This is a genomic window from Streptomyces sp. NPDC107471, assembly GCF_055582845.1.
Map to the genome: position 1 here is coordinate 852,885 of NZ_JBVJPC010000003.1, position 16,376 is coordinate 869,260.

Below are 16,376 nucleotides of genomic sequence, written 5' to 3' on the forward strand. Positions count from 1 at the left end.
ATGTCCACTCCCGTGCATCTCCCGCGCCAGCTCGGTCCGTTGCACGACCTGCCGGACAGCCCGGAGGCCTACGACGCGGTCCTCGCCGACGTCGTCGAGCAGGCCCTGGAGCGGATCACCCCCGAGGGCAACCTCGAACACCCCGACTGTGTCGACGACATCGGCGACACCTCGCTCGGCATCACCTCCCTGCTCGCGTTCGCCTGGCAGCGCGGCAAGGACCCGAGGCTGCCGGAGGCGGTCGGCCGCAGCCTGCGCTTCCATCTGCGCGAGCGGGTGTACACCGACGACAACCCGGGCTACCCGAACCTGAAAGTGCGCGACTCCGGTCTGCCGTACGCCCGTTACACCCTGGCGGCGGGCGCCCACCCCGTCGGCGACTGGCCGAGCACGGTGTGGGCGCTGCTCCAGGCGGTGAACGTGCTCGACGCGGCGGAGGGCCTCGTCGACGACGGCCTGAAGGACGAACTCCTCGACGTGGCCCGCGGATACTGGCGCTGGCTCACCGAGGCGACCTTCTTCAACCCGCAGGAGGCCGCCAACCAGGCGATCGGCTGCGTGGTCGGCGGCCTGATGCTGGCGGCCCATGTGCCGGACCCCGAGGCGCAGTCGGTGCGTGCGCGGGCCCTGCGCCTGTACCGGGACGAGATCCGCGCCCACCGGGTCGAGGACCGCGGCGCGGCCCTGCCGCCCGAGCACGGCGGCGCCTACGACAACAACTACGGCCCGATCTCCCTGTCCTTCCTCGCCCAGGCCCACCGGGTCAGCGGCGAGGAGATGTTCGCCGAGGACGGCGACACCCTGGCCCGCTACATCGACGCCCGGCTCACCAACGGCGGCTTCGACAACGGCGGACCGCGCTACAGCGAGCAGCACTCCGCCTTCGAATCGGTCCTGGGACTGCGCTACTTCGGTGCCCGCGTCGGCGCCGACCTCGGCCGCTACCGGGGCGACTCCCACTGGGGCCGGCACGCGGTCAAGGCGGACGGGGCAGTCGACGGCCACTTCGCCTGGATGCTGGTCTGGCAGATCCAGGACACCGCCCGCTGGCACCGCGAGCCGTCCACCGCGACCGCCCGCCACCAACTGCGCGCCGGCAGCGTCTCGGTGGCCTTCGACTCCCGGATGACACCGGCGGTCGTGGAGGCGGCGGGCACCTACTACCTGCCCGCGGCCGTCAACCGCCAGCACGGCTTCGGCCCCGTCGTCGACGGCTTCCTGCTGTGCCGCCCCATGGGCGAGGTCCGGGTGCGCGACGTGCGCGCCGACGGCCTCACCGCCAAGCTGGTCACCAAGCCGGTCGTCGGCCGCGACCACGTCCTGCGCCATCTCCAGTCCCTGTACGTCACCGACGGCACGAGCCTGTGGACCACGGTCACCGTGGAACGCCTGCCCGGCACGCCCCACCTGCTGGCCGGGCTGCCGTACGCCGAGGACGACGGCGACAGGGTGCGCCGGACGGCCGAGGGCGAGGTGGCCTCCGCGGGCGCCCTGCGGCTGACCCACCCCGAGGCGGAGGGCGCCGACCACTTCGACGCCCGCTCGGCGACGACCCAGGAGCAGGCCGCCTTCGCCCTGGCCGCCGACCCCCGCGGCTACGGCAACCCCGACGAGGGCTGGCGCCACCTGGTCAGCTCCACGGCCCTGGAGGCGGGCCCGGTCCCGGACGCGCCGGACGACCTGCACGCCTTCGCCGTGCGCTACGGCCCCGCGGGCTCCTTCACGGCGGCCTTCGCGCGCGAGGGCACGGGCCTCACGGTGCACACCGGGGTCTTCACCGCGCGCATCGGCGACCCGGCGGGCGACGCCCACGGCGAGCCCGAACTGACGCTGTCCGCCTGCTGAGGCGCCGGGGCCGGGCCGAGCCTCACGCCCGGGTGCCGGCGCGCGGCAGCGCCGACACCGGCACCACGAGGTCGGCCCGGTCCCGGGTCGCCGCCACCAGCTCCGCGTTGCGCTGGTCCGAGCGCGTCACCCACGCCACCGCCTCCTCGTGGGTCTTGCCGAACTCCTCGTGCCGGGCGACCAGCCGGCGCAGCCGCTCGTCCTCGTCGAGCTCGCAGAACCACACCTCGTCCAGGGCGGGCCCCACCCGCGCCCAGGCGCCGGTGCCGAGCAGCAGGTAGTTCCCCTCGGTGACGACCAGACGGGCCGTCGGCGGCACCGGGATCGCCCCGGCGAGCGGCTGTTCCAGCACCCGCTCGAAGCCCGGCGCGTACACGACGTCCCCGTCCGTCTCCTCGCGCAGCCGCCGCAGCAGGGCCGCGTAACCGGCGGCGTCGAAGGTCTCGGGCGCCCCCTTGCGGTCCCGCAGCCCGAGCCGGTCCAGCTCCACGTCGGCGAGGTGGAAGCCGTCCATGGGGACGTGCGCCACCCAGGGCTCGCCCGGGCCGTTCAGGGCCCGCACCAGATGCTCGGCGAGGGTCGTCTTGCCCGCGCCGGGGGAGCCGGCGACACCCAGCACCGCCCGCCTGCCGGGCGCGGCGAGGGAACGGGCACGGGTCACGAGGTCGTCGAAGGTCAGCGGCACACACCGAGTGTGTCATTCGATGACTTCAGGTCGGCCAGGCACCCTGGAGAGCGCAAGGGGGAGAAAGGAGCCCCAGCCGTGCCCCAGTACCACGACCGGTCCGACGCCTCGGGCGCCCCGGACGCCGCCGGCGCCTCCGACGAGGCGCGGATCCGCGCCCTCATCACCGCGTGGGCCGCGGCCGTCCACCGCGGGGACCTCGCCGGCGTGAGCGCGGACCACGCCCAGGACATCGTGATGTTCGACGTGGCCTCACCCCACCACGGCATCCGAGGACTCGCCGCCTACCGTGCGGCCTGGCCGCCGTTCTTCGCCTGGCAGGCCCAGGGCGCCCGCTTCGACATCGAGTCCCTCCACGTCACCGCGGGCCGGGACGTCGCCTACGCCCACGCCCTGGTGCGCTGCGCCACCCCGGAGGAACTCGCCGCCGACCCCGGCTTCCGGCTCCGGCTCACCTTCGGTCTGCGCAAGGAACGCGGCCGCTGGCTGGTGGCCCACGAGCACCACTCCTTCCCGCACGACTGAATCCGTTTGTTGACGAGGCGAAAGGCTGGGCACCGTGTCCTGTATGACGGAGCTCGGTCTACCCGCAGAGATCAAGGCCTGCCTGTTCGACCTCGACGGGGTCGTCACCAGGACGGCCGTCGTGCACGCGGCCGCCTGGAAGGAGATGTTCGACGCGTTCCTGCGCGAACGCGAGGGAGAACACTTCCGGCCTTTCGACGACCACGACTACGACGAGTACGTCGACGGCCTGCCGCGGGCCGACGGCGTGCGCACCTTCCTCGCCTCCCGCGGCATCGAACTGCCGGACGGGAAACCCGACGATCCCCCCGGCGCGGAGACGGTCAACGGCCTCGGCAACCGCAAGAACGCCCTCGTCCTGGAGAAGATCCGCACGGACGGCGTCGAGGCATACGACGACACCCTGGCCTACATCCGCGCGGCCCGCGCCCAGGGTCTGCGCACCGCGATCGTCTCCTCCAGCGCCAACTGCCGTGACGTGCTGCGCGCGATCGACGCCGAGGACCTCTTCGACGTACGCGTCGACGGAGTGGTCGCGGCCGAGCGCGGGCTGCCCGGCAAGCCGCACCCCGACACCTTCCTCGCCGCCGCCGAGGACCTGGGCCTGGACGCACCCCGCTCCGCCGTCTTCGAGGACGCCCTCGCCGGCATGGACGCCGGCCGCGCGGGCGGGTTCGGATACGTCGTCGGACTCGACCGCGTCGGACAGACCGACGCCCTGTACGAGCACGGCGCGGACATCGTCGTGAAGGGCCTCGCCGAGCTCGGAGGACACGCGTGATCACCCAACGCTCCTACACCGTCGAGCCGTGGGCCGTCCGCGAGACCCACCTCAACCTCGACGTCCTGGCCCAGAGCGAGTCCGTGTTCGCCCTGTCCAACGGCCATGTCGGCTGGCGCGGCAACCTCGACGAGGGCGAACCGCACGGCCTGCCCGGCTCCTACCTCAACGGCGTCCACGAACTGCATCCGCTGCCGTACGCCGAGGCGGGCTACGGCTACCCCGAGTCCGGCCAGACCGCCATCAACGTCACCAACGGCAAGATCGTGCGGCTCCTCGTCGACGACGAGCCCTTCGACCTGCGCTACGGCCGTCTCGTGGCCCACGAACGCTGCCTCGACCTGCGCCGGGGCGTCCTGGAGCGGTCCTGCGAGTGGATCTCGCCGGCGGGCTCGCGGATAAGGGTGCGCTCGACCCGGCTCGTCTCGCTCACCCAGCGGGCGGTCGCCGCCGTGGCCTACGAGGTGGAGCCCGTCGACAGCCGCACCCGGGTGGTGATCCAGTCGGAGCTGGTCACCAACGAGAGCCTGCCCGGCTCGAACGGCGACCCGCGCGCCTCCAAGACCCTGAAGTCACCCCTGGAGCACGAGGAGGGCTTCGCCGACGGGACCCGGCTGCGCCTCGTGCACCGCACCCGGCACAGCGGACTGCGGGTCGCCGTGGCAGCCGACCACGTGATCGAGGGACCGGAACGCACCACCATGAGCAGCGAGGAGACCGTGGACCTCGCCCGGCTGACCGTCACCTCCGTCCTGGAGCCGGGGCAGCGGCTGCGGGTGGAGAAGCTCGTCGCCCACGGCTGGTCCGGGGGCCGTTCGCGGCCCGCGATGAGCGACCAGGTCGACGCGGCGCTGGCGGCCGCGGCCCACAGCGGCTGGGACGGACTCCTGGACGAGCAGCGGTCCTATCTCGACGACTTCTGGGCCCGCGCCGACGTCGAGGTCGACGGCGACGAGGAGATCCAGCAGGCGGTCCGCTTCGCCCTCTTCCACGTCCTGCAGGCGGGCGCCCGCGCGGAGCAACGCGCCATCCCCGCCAAGGGGTTGACCGGGTCCGGATACGACGGGCACGCCTTCTGGGACACCGAGACCTTCGTGCTGCCCCTGCTCACCTACACCGAGCCCCGCGCCGTGGCCGAGGCCCTGCGCTGGCGGCAGAAGACACTGCCCGCGGCCCGCGAGCGCGCCGCGCAACTGGGCCTGAACGGCGCCGCGTTCCCCTGGCGGACCATCGAGGGCTCGGAAGGCTCGGCGTACTGGCCCGCGGGCACCGCCGCCTTCCACGTCAACGCGGCCGTCGCGGACGCCGTCGTGCGGTACACCGAGGCCACCTGCGACACGGACTTCGAACGCGACACCGGCGTCGAACTCCTCGTGGAGACCGCCCGGTTGTGGCGCTCGCTGGGCCACCACGACCACCACGGCGTCTTCCACATCGACGGCGTCACCGGGCCCGACGAGTACAGCGCGGTCGCCGACGACAACACGTACACCAACCTCATGGCCCGCGCGAACCTCCTCGCGGCGGCCGAGGTGTGCGGCCGGTATCCGGAGCGGGCCGCCGAGCTCGGCGTCGACGACGAGGAGAGCGCCGCCTGGCGGGACGCCGCCGAGGCCGTGCACATCCCCTACAACGACGAACTCGGCGTCCACGAGCAGCACGCCGGTTTCACCCGCTACCAGCGCTGGGACTTCGAGGGCACCCGCGCCGACCAGTACCCGCTGATGCTGCACTTCCCCTACTTCGACATCTACCGCAAACAGGTCGTCAAGCAGGCCGATCTGGTGCTGGCGATGTACCTGTGCAGCGGCTGGTTCGAGGAGTTCCACGACGAGGAGCAGATCGCCCGCAACTTCGCCTACTACGAACCCCTGACCGTACGGGACTCCTCCCTGTCGGCCTGCGTGCAGGCGGTCGTCGCGGCCCGCGCGGGACACCTGTCCCTCGCCTACGCGTACACGGCCGAGGCGGCGCTGATGGACCTCGCCGACCTGGAGAACAACACCCGCGACGGCCTCCACATCGCCTCCCTCGCCGGCACCTGGACGGCCCTGGTCGCCGGGTTCGGCGGTCTGCGCCGCGACGGCGACTCCCTGCGCTTCGCGCCCCGGCTGCCGGAGCGGTTCAGCCGCCTCGCCTTCAACCTGCAGCTCCTCGGCCGCTGTCTGCGGGTGGAGATCGGCCCGGACAAGGCGACGTACACCCTGCGGTCGGGGGCGCCGCTGACGATCCGCCACCACGGCACCCCGATCACCGTGAACGGCGACGGCCCCGTGGTCCGACCCGTCCCGGCACCGAGGGACCGCCTGGCTCCGGAGCCGCCCCGGCACCGCGCCCCGCACGCCCGCTGACCCGGACGGGCGATCCGGACAGGCGCCGCTTGGCCGAACTCCGCCCTGCACCCCCTCCGGCCCCGGGTTAGGTTGTCCGTGCCTGCGAGGGCACAAGCCTTCGAGGACAGCAGCCTTCGAGGACCTGACCAGTCCCCGAGGCACACGGGGGAGGGGTGGACGATGACCCACGGCGACAGCGCGCTGCTCGTCGGAGGCGACCGGCGCACACCGTCGGTCGCCTCCGGCGCGTCACGGCGCGCCGGCAGCTCCTGGCCGCTCGCGGTGGTGGGCGCCGCATTCACCCTGGCCCAACTCCTCCTCGTCCGCCCCGGCATGGGCCTCGGCTGGGACGAGACCGTGTACGTCAGCCAGGTCGGCACCCAGGCCCCGGCCGCCTTCTTCAGCGCCCCGCGCGCCCGCGGGGTCTCCCTGCTGGTCGCGCCGATCGCGAGCTGGTCGACCTCGACGGAACTCCTGCGGGTCTACCTCGCCGTGCTGTCCGGCCTCGGCCTGTGGCTGGCCCTGCGCGCCTGGCGCGGCCTCTTCCCGGTCCGTGTCCTCGCCGTCGCGGGCGCCCTGTTCGCCTCCCTGTGGATCACCCTGTTCTACGGTCCTCAGGCCATGCCGAACTACTGGGTCGCCGTCGGCGGGCTGGGCGCGGCCGGCTGCTTCCTGCGGGCCCGCAGGGACCCGAGGGCCCTGTGGGGGGTCGCGGCGGGCGCCTGCCTCATGGCGTGGATGCGGCCCACCGACGCCGTGTGGGTCACCCTCCCGCTGCTCGCCGCCGCAGCCGTCGGCCGCAGCCCACGGTCCGTCCTCGCCCTGCTGGCCGGACTGGTGGCGGGGGGCACGCAGTGGGTCGTCGAGGCGTACGTCAGCTACGGCGGCCTGGCCGAGCGGCTGCACGAGGGCTCCCGTATCCAGGGCGGGCTCGGCCCGCAGTTCGCCGTGGACGACCAACTGCGCAGCCTGAGCGGCCGGTCGCTGTGCCGTCCCTGCACGGGGCCGATGCCGGACCCCGCCGTCATGGTCTGGTGGGCGGTCCTGCCGCTGCTGGCCGCCGTCGGACTGGTGGTCGCCGTGCGGGCCGGGCGCACCCGGGCCACCCTCGTCCCGCTGGCCTGCGCCGCGACGGCCGCCGTTCCCTACCTGTTCCTGATCGGGTACGCGGCCCCGCGCTTCCTGCTGCCCGCCTACGCCCTGCTCGCGATCCCGGTCGCCGACGCGCTGTTCCATCTGGCGACCACCCCGGCCGGCCGGTGGCGGCCCGTCCCGGCGGTGCTGCTCGCGATCGGGCTGGCAGGTCACCTGGCGGTGCAGTACGCCGTGCTGGAGCGCACGGTGCACCGCACCACGGGCCACCACCGCGACTGGGCCGACACCGCCGACGAGCTGAACCGCCTGGGGGTGCGCCGGCCCTGTCTGCTCACCGGCCGTCTGTCGGTCCCGGTCGCCTACTACGCCGGGTGCACCTCGGCGGCGGCCTGGGGCCACAACGCCAACAGCACCGAGGCCGGGATCGTCGGGGCCTCCCACCGTATGCCCGTCGCCGTCCTCACCCGTCACGGCGCCGCGCCACCCGCCTACGCCCGCGACTGGCCCACCGTGCCCGCCGCCGGGATGGACATCCACGTGGCGCCGAACGTGAGTGCGCACGGGCCGACCTGACGCCCCGGAAAGCTGTGAACGGCGACCGGCGTTTCCGGCCCCCGCGCTTCTGGTAGGACTCGGATGTCGGCGCGAGGGCGAGGGGGAGTGCCATGGCGTGGAACGAGAACGGCGGACGGCTGGGGGAGGAGTTCTTCACCCCGGGCTCCTCGTCCTTCACCGAGTTCCTGGCGGCCCACCGCCCCGAACTGCTCAGCACCCGCCGTGTCCTGCCCGACGGTGTGCGGGCCGCACCGGACCAGGTGCCGCACGGCACCACCGTGCTGGCCCTGTCCTACCGCGACGGCGTGCTCATCGCGGGCGACCGCAGAGCCACCATGGGCCACCTCATCGCCCAGCGCGACCTGGAGAAGGTGCACCCCGCCGACGACCACACGGCGGTCGCCTTCGCCGGCACCGTCGGACTCGCCCTCGACATGGTCAAGCTCTACCAGGTCGAGCTGACGCACTTCGAGAAGATCGAGGGCGTCGCCATGACCCTCGACGGCAAGGCGCGCCGGCTCGCCGGCATGATCCGCCAGAACCTCGGCCAGGCCATGCAGGGCCTCGCCGTGGTCCCCCTCCTCACCGGTTACGACCCCTCCGCGCCCGAGGGCGGACGCGGCCGCATCTTCAGCTTCGACATCGCCGGGGGCCTCTACGAGAGGACCGACTTCCACGCCGAGGGCTCGGGATCGCCGTACGCCAGGGGCGCGTTGAAAAAGCTGTTCCGCAGGGGCCTGGACCGCCGTGAGGCCGCCCTCGCCGCGCTCCAGGCGCTCTACGACGCGGCCGACGACGACTCCGCCACCGGCGGCCCCGACCTCAGCCGCAGGATCTACCCCATCGTCTCCGTCATCACCGAGGACGGCTTCGAGCGGCTTGCCGAGCAGGAGACCGCGGACCTCAGCCGCGAGATGGTCGAGAAGCGCCGCGACCGGCCGGACGGGCCGAACGCGACGCCCTGAACGGGCACTTTCCCCAGTCGTGGGAAAGACCTGTCACGGGCTTTACTGCACATGACTTGCAGGTACCGGAGGATGGCACGAGGCTGCTGACCGCGGCCGTGCCCCCCGAAGAAGGATCCTCCGCCCGATGACGGCCGCCCCTGACTCCGCTCCGCCCCTCCCCGCCGCCGACGCCCCCGTGCGGGGCTCGGTACGGCACCGCGTCCGTGGCTCCATGACGCGGCAGGAGTGGATCAGGGCGGGCGGCATGGCCGCGGTCGTGGTGGGCCTGCACGTGGTCGGCTGGGTCACCCTCGTCGCGATCGTCGCCCCGCACCACTACGCCGTCGGCGAGAAGTCCTTCGGCATCGGCATCGGCGTCACCGCCTACACGCTCGGGATGCGGCACGCCTTCGACGCCGACCACATCGCGGCCATCGACAACACCACCCGCAAGCTCATGGGGGAGGGGCAGCGGCCGCTGTCGGTGGGCTTCTGGTTCTCGCTCGGTCACTCCAGCGTGGTCTTCGTCCTCGCCCTGCTGCTCTCGCTCGGCGTCAAGGCCCTCGCGGGACCGGTCCGCGACGACGACTCCCACCTGCACGACGTGACCGCGCTGATCGGTACGACCGTCTCGGGCGCGTTCCTCTATCTGATCGCCGCGGTCAACCTGGTCGTCCTGGTGGGCATCTGGAAGGTGTTCCGGCGGATGCGCTCCGGCCGCTACGACGAGGCCGCGCTGGAGGAGCAGTTGAACCACCGCGGCTTCATGAACCGCCTGCTCGGCCGAGTCATGAAGTCGATCACCAAGCCGTGGCAGATGTACCCCCTCGGCCTCCTCTTCGGCCTGGGCTTCGACACGGCGACCGAGATCGCCCTGCTGGTCCTGGCCGGGTCGGGCGCGGCCTCCGGGCTGCCCTGGTACGCGATCCTCACCCTGCCCGTCCTCTTCGCCGCCGGCATGTCCCTCCTGGACACGATCGACGGCTCCTTCATGAACTTCGCCTACGGCTGGGCGTTCTCCAAGCCGGTCCGCAAGGTCTACTACAACCTCACGATCACCGGCCTGTCGGTCGCGGTGGCCCTTCTCATCGGCACGGTCGAGCTCCTCGGCCTGCTGGCCGACAGGCTGGACCTCCGCGGCCCCTTCTGGTCCTGGATCAGCGGCCTCGACCTCAACCTCCTGGGCTTCGTCATCGTGGCGCTGTTCCTCGCCACGTGGATCGTCGCCCTGGTGGTGTGGAAGGTGGGCCGCATCGAGGAGAAGTGGACGGCGGGCCTGGCGGACGAGCGGACCGGCGGCTGACGTCCCGCCCCGCTCACGCCCGCACCCGGAACTCCTTGCGCCACTTGACGAACTGCTGTTCCGGATCGCCGGTGTACGACCACGGGGTGCGGGTGCCCCGGCGGTCCAGGAGACGCAGGAGCGGTACCGCGATCTCCGCCAGGCCCGCGTGACAGGCCGCGTGGGTCAGGTAGTTGAGGTCGCGCAGCTCGCCCGGGGCCACCGTCCCGTCGGTGCGGCCCACGATCCAGCGCTGCCAGGTGCGCCGTACGTCGCTGACGGCCCCGTCGTTCTTCCAGTGCTGGCCCAGGCCCACGGGGGTGCGCCGGTCCTCGGTGGCGTCCGTCGCGGTGCGGTACTCCTCGACCCGCGCGTACTGCACCAGCACCGGCAGCGCGGAACCCGGCGGTGCCACGCCGGCCGCGTCCCGGGCGAAGTCGTACATCAGGCCGTTCGAGCCGTGCCAGCGGGCCGAGTAGTAGTGCAGCACCTGGAGGTGGCCCTCGACGCTGTACGGGTCGCGGCCGTGCAACTCGTCCCACCAGCGGCCCAGTTCCTGCCGCCGGACGCCGGCCGGGTACAGCCTGGCCACCGAGATCAGGGAGATCCATGGCGTCGGGTCGTCCACGAACGCCTCCGACGCCTGGAGGCAGGCCATCACCGCGGCGTCGACGCGGCGCTGGTCGATCGGCACGCCCCGGCCCGCGGCGATGGCCAGGTTGAACGCCCGGGCCGTCTCGGTGGCCGCCCGCAGCACCAGCGCGTCACCGTTGTGCGGTTCGGCCGCGAGCCACGACTCGACGGTCGAACTGCCCGCGCAGGCCTGGGCGAGCGCCCGTACCCGGTGGCCCCGCGAGAGCCAGTCGGGCCCGGTGGCGCGCAGCAGTTCGCGCAGGCCCTGCCAGCGGCCGATGACGATGTCCTGGCGGGCGCTGGTGAGCGGGAGGTCCCCGCAGTCGGGATCGAATTCGGGGGCGAAACGGTCTCTCGCCATCGCACAGCCCCTCAGAAGTCGGTGGGGAGACCCTCGTGGACGAGTGAGGGCCCGGCCGTCGCGCCGTCGGGCAGGTAGTCCGTCTCGACGGTACGGCTCGCGTCAAGTCGCGCGGGCCGGTAGTAGTCGCTGCCCCGCTTCCAGTACCAGAGCATCGGGACCAGGCCCACGGCCAGCCCGCCGATGCCGATGGCGATGGCGGCGGTGCTCAGCTCGCCCAGTGACTCGACGAAGATCCAGAACATGAACAGGGCGCCCAGCAGCGGCCAGAGCCCACCGAGCAGGAAGTCGGTGGGGGACTTCAGCAGCATCTTGCGGTACGCGACGACGACCGCGAGGCCGCTGAGGCCGTAGTAGACGGCGATCTGAAGGCCGATCGCCGAGATGGCGTCGGAGAGGATGTCGCCCACCGAGCCGAGGGCGTTGGAGGCGATGAACATCAGCAGCGCCACCGTGCCGACCACCACGATCGCCACCCAGGGGGTGTTCCAGCGGCGGTGCACCTTGCCCAGCGCCGACGGCATCGTACGGTCCCGGCCCATCGCGAACAGCGAGCGGGTGACCTGGATCAGCGTGGTCTCCAGCGTGGCGATGGTCGACAGCATCACCGCGACGATCAGCAGCTTGCCGCCCCAGCCCGGCCAGATCTCCTCGCCGAGCACGGCCAGCACGTTGGCGTCGTTGTCCTCGATCTGCTTCGAGGTGAGGATGACGTTCACCGCGATGGTGAAGACCTCGAACAGCAGGAAGACGATGCCGACCCCGATGAGCCCCGCGAGTCCCGTCGTACGGCGGCTGTTGCGGGTCTCCTCGCTCAGGTTGCTGGTGACGTCCCAGCCCCAGTAGTAGAACGCGGCGATCAGCGCGCCCGACGCGAAGCCCGCCATGCCGTCGAAGTGGCCGAAGCCCAGCCAGGACCACTCGAAGGAGCGCGCGTTGCCCGTGTGGAAGAGGGCGAGCACCGCGAACAGGGCCAGTATCGCCAGTTCCACACCGGACATGACGAGTTGGGCGCGCACGGTGAGCCGGGCGCCGCCGAGCACCACGAGCAGCATCAGCACGAACCAGGCCGCGCCCACGACGGTCGACAGCGCGGTGTTGTCCGCGAGGTCCGCGTCGAAGAGGGCCAGTGTCATCGAACCGGCGGGCAGCGAGCCGGCCACCATGAAGATGGTCGCCGAGATGACCAGCGCCCAGCCGGAGACGAAGCCCAGGAAGGGGTGGAGCGTACGGCCCACCCAGGAGTAACTGGCGCCCGCGTTCACGTCGATGCGGCTGAGGTAGCTGAACGCCAGCGCGATGCCGAGCATCGGTATCGCGCAGTACAGCAGTGCCGCCGGACTGGCCAGGCCCACCGAGCCGACCAGGACCGCGGTGGTCGCGGCGATCGAGTACGCCGGCGCGCTGCCCGCGACGGCCATCACCACGGTGTCGAAGGTACCGAGGGCGTTGGCCTGCAGCCCTCTGCCCCTGCTGATGCTCATGGTTGTGCTGCTTTCCGTCGGGCACGACGCACGGCGGAGGGGACCGCGCGGCGCAAAAGGGGGTGGGGGGTGGCGGTGTCCCGGATTGCGGAGGGGTGACCTCGGGCCGGGGCGGTGAGAAGCGGAACCGAAGAGGGCGCGGAAGACCGTACGACCGCTGCGTGGACGGCCGGTCACTCCGTGTGTGCGAGTGATGATAGCCCTATTCCTTGACCCTTCAAGATTAACTGGGGGGTAACCTTCCGGCTGTGGAATGGCTTACTCCGGCAGCCTTTTGAGGTTGGGGAGCGCATACGGGGAAACGCGGATCAGGACATCGCACCGAACCGTACGCGACGCGCGAGGGAGGCAGCCCATGGGCACCGAACCGACACCTGCCGAGTCGATGGCCGACGACGCCTACCAGCCCACCGGAACCAACGAGGAGCAGGAGGACGCGGCGCCCCTGGACCTCCAGGACGCCCTCGACGAGCGGACCTACGACGACACCCTCGACGAGGGCTACTCGCCGCCGGAGAAGCCCCTCGGCGTCACCCGGCACGGCACCACCGCCGCCGAGCAGCACGAGGGCGAGACCCTCGACGAACGCCTGGCCCAGGAGGTTCCCGAGGGGACCGAGCCCCTCGGCGACGAGATCGGCGACCTGCCCGGCGGCGAGGGCGAGCCGGTCGACCCGCAGGCCGGTGCCGACCGCGCCGGACGCCTCGTCGCCCCAGACGAGGGCGCCCACCCCACCACCACGAAGGACGAGGTCGCCACCGACGTGGGCATCGACGCGGGCGCGGCCGGCGCGGAGGAGGCCGCCATGCACGTGGTCGAGGACCCCGACCGGCTCTGAGGGTCAGTCCCCGATCCGGTCGATCTGGCGGAGCTTGTTCGTGGCGTCCAGGGCCGCGACCTTGTACGACTCGGCGAGCGTCGGGTAGTTGAACACCGCGTCCACCAGGTAGTCGACCGTGCCGCCGCAGCCCATCACGGTCTGCCCGATGTGGATCAGCTCGGTCGCCCCGGTCCCGAAGCAGTGCACCCCGAGCAGGGTGCGGTCGACCGGGGAGACCAGCAGCTTCAGCATCCCGTGGGAGTCCCCGATGATCTGGCCGCGGGCCAGTTCGCGGTAGCGCGAGATGCCCACCTCGAAGGGCACGCTGTCCTCGGTGAGCTGGTCCTCGGTGCGCCCGACGAAGCTGATCTCCGGGATGGTGTAGATGCCGATGGGCTGCAGGTGGTGCATCTGCCCGACCGGCTCGCCGAACGCGTGGTAGGCGGCCGACCTGCCCTGCTCCATCGAGGTCGCCGCGAGGGCCGGGAAGCCGATCACGTCTCCCACGGCGTAGATGTGCGGCACCTCGGTGCGGTAGTGCTCGTCGACCGTGATCCGGCCGCGCCGGTCGGCGCTCAACCCGGCCTTGTCCAGGTCGAGTTCGTCCGTCAGGCCCTGCCGGCCGGCCGAGTACATCACCGCGTCGGCCGGGATCTTCTTGCCGCTCTCCAGGATGGTCAGCGTGCCGCGCGGATGGCGTTCGACCGCGGCGACGGTCTCGCCGAACCGGAACGTCACCGCGAGGTCGCGCAGGTGGTACTTCAGCGCCTCGATGACCTCGACGTCGCAGATGTCGAGCATCCCGGCCCGCTTCTCGACGACCGTCACCTTGCTGCCGAGCGCGGCGAACATCGAGGCGTACTCCATCCCGATGACCCCCGCGCCCACGATCACCATCGAGCGCGGGACGCGTTCGAGGGCGAGCACGTTGTCGGAGTCCATGATCGTGCGGCCGTCGAACTCGACGCTGTCCGGCCGCGCCGGTCGGGTACCGGTGGCGATGACGATGTGCTCGGCGCTGAGCAGCCGTTCGTGACCGGTGACCTCGCGCAGCGCGACGGTGTGCGGGTCGACGAAACGACCGGTGCCGGCGTAGAGGGCGATGTGGTTGCGGGAGAGCTGGCTGCGGATCACGTCGACCTCACGGCCGACCACGTGCTGGGTGCGCGCGGTCAGGTCGGAGACGGTGATGTCCTCCTTGAGCCGGTAGCTCTGGCCGTACAGGTCGCGCTGGGTGAGGCCGGTCAGGTACAGCACCGCCTCGCGCAGGGTCTTGGAGGGGATGGTGCCGGTGTGGATGGAGACCCCGCCGACCATGTCGGGGCGGTCGACGACGGCGACCCGGCGGCCCAGTTTGGCCGCGGCGATGGCGGCCTTCTGGCCCCCGGGACCGGATCCGATGACAAGCATGTCGAAGTCGGGCACCCTCGGAAGTCTGGCAGCCGTGGGGCCCCTTTCGAAAGGGTGAGCAGTGAACCGCCGGAACCTAGCGTCCGCGCGGATCCCCGGGAGGTGCCGCGCGATGTGCCGCGGACCGCGACAGCTCAGGCCGGCCGCGGGACAATACGGCCATGGGTCACCGCCTCGCCGACACGAGCACCCCGGCCCGGCTCGCCGCCCCCGACGAGGGCATCGGCCGGGACGAACTGGCGCTCGCCACCCGCAACCACGGCCTGCCCCTCGAAGCCCTGCGCTACGACCTCACCCCGCCGGGCCTGCACTACGTCCTCACGCACTACGACATCCCGTACGTCCCCGAGGGCACCCCCTGGCGACTCGCCGTCGGAGGCCGGGTCCGCCGCCCGCTCACCCTGACCCCGGCCGAACTGCGGGCCCTTCCGGCAGTCACCGCACGGGTCACCATGGAGTGCGCGGGCAACGGCCGGGCCCTGCTCTCGCCTCGCCCGGTCAGCCAGCCCTGGCTGGTCGAGGCCGTCGGCACCGCCGAGTGGACGGGCGTACCGCTGCGGCTGCTGCTCGCCGCGGCCGGGGTGGAGGCCGACGCCGTCGACGTGGTGTGCACCGGCGCCGACCACGGCGTGGAGCGCGGCGTCGAACAGGACTACCAGCGGGCCCTGCCCCTCGACGTGGCCACCGGCACCGAGCCCGAGGTGCTGGTGGCCTACGAGATGAACGGCGCCCCGCTGCCGCCGCAGCACGGCAGTCCGCTCCGGCTCGTGGTGCCCGGCTGGTACGGCATGGCCCAGGTGAAGTGGCTGCGCGGGATCACCGTCACCGACGCCCCCTTCACCGGGTTCCAGCAGACCGTCGCCTACCGGCTCCGGCAGCAGCCCGGGGACGAGGGCGAGCCGGTCACCCGGATCGCGCCGCGTGCCCTGCTCGTCCCGCCGGGCTTCCCGGACTTCATGTCCCGGGCCCGCGTGGTCCGGCCCGGCGCGGTCACGCTGGAAGGGCGTGCCTGGTCGGGGCGAGCGCCGGTCGTCCGGGCCGAGGTGAGCACGGACGCGGGACACACCTGGCGCGAGGCGGAGCTCGAACCGGACACCGGTCACCGCTGGGCCTGGCGACGCTGGCGGTTCAACTGGCGTGTGGAGCCGGGGGAGTTCGTGCTGAGTGCGCGGGCCACCGACGCGGAGGGGCACACCCAGCCGCTGGAACAGCCGTGGAACCGGGGCGGCTTCGCCAACAACCTCGTGCAGCGGGTCCAAGTGCTGTGCCTGGACGAGGAGTCGGCGGCGCGCTGAGCAGCGGCTCGATCTCGCTGTGATGGTCAGGGAGCAGGTGTGTCCGGCCGTCCCGCGACCGCCGGACACCACCCGGTCGTGGCTAGGGCAGCAGTTTGTCGAGCGCTGCCGGGCCCTCCGCCTCCAGCTTGCGCCGGGCCCATTCGAGGGTGTGCGGGGTGATGTCCTTGCCCGAGGCAAGGATCAGGTCCTCCGGCGACGCTTCGGTGCCGGTACGGGCGTGGAGCAGGTCGTCCGGGGTGGCGCGGTCCTCGGACGGCCCGGACACGTCGGGCTGTGACGTCGGCATGGTCTGTGCTCCTAGGATCCGGATCACTGTGCGGTC

Annotated in this window: 14 protein-coding genes; 9 read left to right on the forward strand and 5 right to left on the reverse strand. The window is 72.3% G+C overall.

Features of this window, described 5'->3' with window-relative positions:
• Positions 1-12 precede the first annotated feature (12 nt).
• The gene (locus ACZ66S_RS13410) at positions 13-1,845 is read left to right on the forward strand and encodes a hypothetical protein (RefSeq protein ID WP_469901746.1); all 1,833 of its coding nucleotides are present in this window, start codon (positions 13-15) and stop codon (positions 1,843-1,845) included.
• A gap of 22 nt (positions 1,846-1,867) precedes the next feature.
• On the opposite strand, the gene ACZ66S_RS13415 is transcribed toward ACZ66S_RS13410, so the two are convergent.
• Complete coding sequence (locus ACZ66S_RS13415; protein WP_469901623.1) at positions 1,868-2,530, reverse strand: nucleoside/nucleotide kinase family protein; 663 nt, start codon at positions 2,528-2,530, stop codon at positions 1,868-1,870.
• Positions 2,531-2,608: 78 nt separating this feature from the next.
• On the opposite strand from ACZ66S_RS13415, the gene ACZ66S_RS13420 reads away from it, so the two are divergent.
• The 6 genes from ACZ66S_RS13420 (at position 2,609) to nicT (ending at position 10,069) form a co-directional block, all read left to right on the forward strand.
• Positions 2,609-3,055, forward strand: a complete 447-nt coding sequence (locus tag ACZ66S_RS13420; protein ID WP_469901624.1) for a nuclear transport factor 2 family protein — start codon at positions 2,609-2,611, stop codon at positions 3,053-3,055.
• Positions 3,056-3,098: 43 nt separating this feature from the next.
• Complete coding sequence (locus ACZ66S_RS13425; RefSeq protein ID WP_469901625.1) at positions 3,099-3,836, forward strand: beta-phosphoglucomutase family hydrolase; 738 nt, start codon at positions 3,099-3,101, stop codon at positions 3,834-3,836.
• The gene (locus ACZ66S_RS13430) at positions 3,833-6,187 is read left to right on the forward strand and encodes a glycoside hydrolase family 65 protein (RefSeq protein ID WP_469901626.1); all 2,355 of its coding nucleotides are present in this window, start codon (positions 3,833-3,835) and stop codon (positions 6,185-6,187) included. The genes ACZ66S_RS13425 and ACZ66S_RS13430 overlap by 4 nt, the downstream gene beginning before the upstream one ends.
• 162 nt (positions 6,188-6,349) lie before the next feature.
• Positions 6,350-7,837: a hypothetical protein gene (locus ACZ66S_RS13435; protein ID WP_469901627.1), complete on the forward strand. Its 1,488-nt coding sequence runs from the start codon at positions 6,350-6,352 to the stop codon at positions 7,835-7,837.
• A 92-nt stretch (positions 7,838-7,929) separates the two neighbouring features.
• Positions 7,930-8,784 (forward strand): proteasome subunit beta, encoded by an 855-nt coding sequence (prcB, locus tag ACZ66S_RS13440; protein WP_469901628.1) that lies wholly within the window; start codon positions 7,930-7,932, stop codon positions 8,782-8,784.
• A 127-nt stretch (positions 8,785-8,911) separates the two neighbouring features.
• Complete coding sequence (gene nicT / locus ACZ66S_RS13445) at positions 8,912-10,069, forward strand: Nickel transporter NicT (RefSeq protein ID WP_469901629.1); 1,158 nt, start codon at positions 8,912-8,914, stop codon at positions 10,067-10,069.
• 13 nt (positions 10,070-10,082) lie between these two features.
• Here the strand turns inward: nicT and ACZ66S_RS13450 are convergent, their stop codons facing one another.
• Both ACZ66S_RS13450 and ACZ66S_RS13455 read right to left on the reverse strand, forming a co-directional pair.
• On the reverse strand, positions 10,083-11,042 hold the full coding sequence (locus ACZ66S_RS13450; protein ID WP_469901630.1) for a hypothetical protein: 960 nt from the start codon (positions 11,040-11,042) through the stop codon (positions 10,083-10,085).
• 11 nt (positions 11,043-11,053) lie between these two features.
• A complete protein-coding gene (locus ACZ66S_RS13455; RefSeq protein ID WP_469901631.1) occupies positions 11,054-12,526 on the reverse strand; it encodes an APC family permease in 1,473 nt (490 codons plus the stop codon).
• A 355-nt stretch (positions 12,527-12,881) separates the two neighbouring features.
• Here ACZ66S_RS13455 and ACZ66S_RS13460 point away from each other — a divergent pair, with 355 nt between their 5' ends.
• On the forward strand, positions 12,882-13,364 hold the full coding sequence (locus tag ACZ66S_RS13460) for a DUF5709 domain-containing protein (RefSeq protein WP_469901632.1): 483 nt from the start codon (positions 12,882-12,884) through the stop codon (positions 13,362-13,364).
• 3 nt (positions 13,365-13,367) lie between these two features.
• On the opposite strand, the gene sthA is transcribed toward ACZ66S_RS13460, so the two are convergent.
• The gene (sthA, locus tag ACZ66S_RS13465) at positions 13,368-14,771 is read right to left on the reverse strand and encodes a Si-specific NAD(P)(+) transhydrogenase (RefSeq protein WP_469901633.1); all 1,404 of its coding nucleotides are present in this window, start codon (positions 14,769-14,771) and stop codon (positions 13,368-13,370) included.
• Positions 14,772-14,917: 146 nt separating this feature from the next.
• Here sthA and ACZ66S_RS13470 point away from each other — a divergent pair, with 146 nt between their 5' ends.
• Complete coding sequence (locus ACZ66S_RS13470; RefSeq protein ID WP_469901634.1) at positions 14,918-16,051, forward strand: sulfite oxidase; 1,134 nt, start codon at positions 14,918-14,920, stop codon at positions 16,049-16,051.
• 82 nt (positions 16,052-16,133) lie between these two features.
• On the opposite strand, the gene ACZ66S_RS13475 is transcribed toward ACZ66S_RS13470, so the two are convergent.
• Complete coding sequence (locus ACZ66S_RS13475) at positions 16,134-16,340, reverse strand: hypothetical protein (RefSeq protein ID WP_469901635.1); 207 nt, start codon at positions 16,338-16,340, stop codon at positions 16,134-16,136.
• Between the last annotated feature and the right edge of the window lie 36 nt (positions 16,341-16,376).

Coding starts and splice junctions, on each gene's coding strand:
- ACZ66S_RS13425 (WP_469901625.1), top strand. CDS start 3,099: ATGACGGAGCTCGGTCTACCCGCAGAGATCAAGGCCTGCCTGTTCGAC.
- ACZ66S_RS13435 (WP_469901627.1), top strand. CDS start 6,350: ATGACCCACGGCGACAGCGCGCTGCTCGTCGGAGGCGACCGGCGCACA.
- prcB (WP_469901628.1), top strand. CDS start 7,930: ATGGCGTGGAACGAGAACGGCGGACGGCTGGGGGAGGAGTTCTTCACC.
- nicT (WP_469901629.1), top strand. CDS start 8,912: ATGACGGCCGCCCCTGACTCCGCTCCGCCCCTCCCCGCCGCCGACGCC.
- ACZ66S_RS13450 (WP_469901630.1), bottom strand. CDS start 11,042: ATGGCGAGAGACCGTTTCGCCCCCGAATTCGATCCCGACTGCGGGGAC.
- ACZ66S_RS13455 (WP_469901631.1), bottom strand. CDS start 12,526: ATGAGCATCAGCAGGGGCAGAGGGCTGCAGGCCAACGCCCTCGGTACC.
- ACZ66S_RS13460 (WP_469901632.1), top strand. CDS start 12,882: ATGGGCACCGAACCGACACCTGCCGAGTCGATGGCCGACGACGCCTAC.
- ACZ66S_RS13470 (WP_469901634.1), top strand. CDS start 14,918: ATGGGTCACCGCCTCGCCGACACGAGCACCCCGGCCCGGCTCGCCGCC.
- ACZ66S_RS13475 (WP_469901635.1), bottom strand. CDS start 16,340: ATGCCGACGTCACAGCCCGACGTGTCCGGGCCGTCCGAGGACCGCGCC.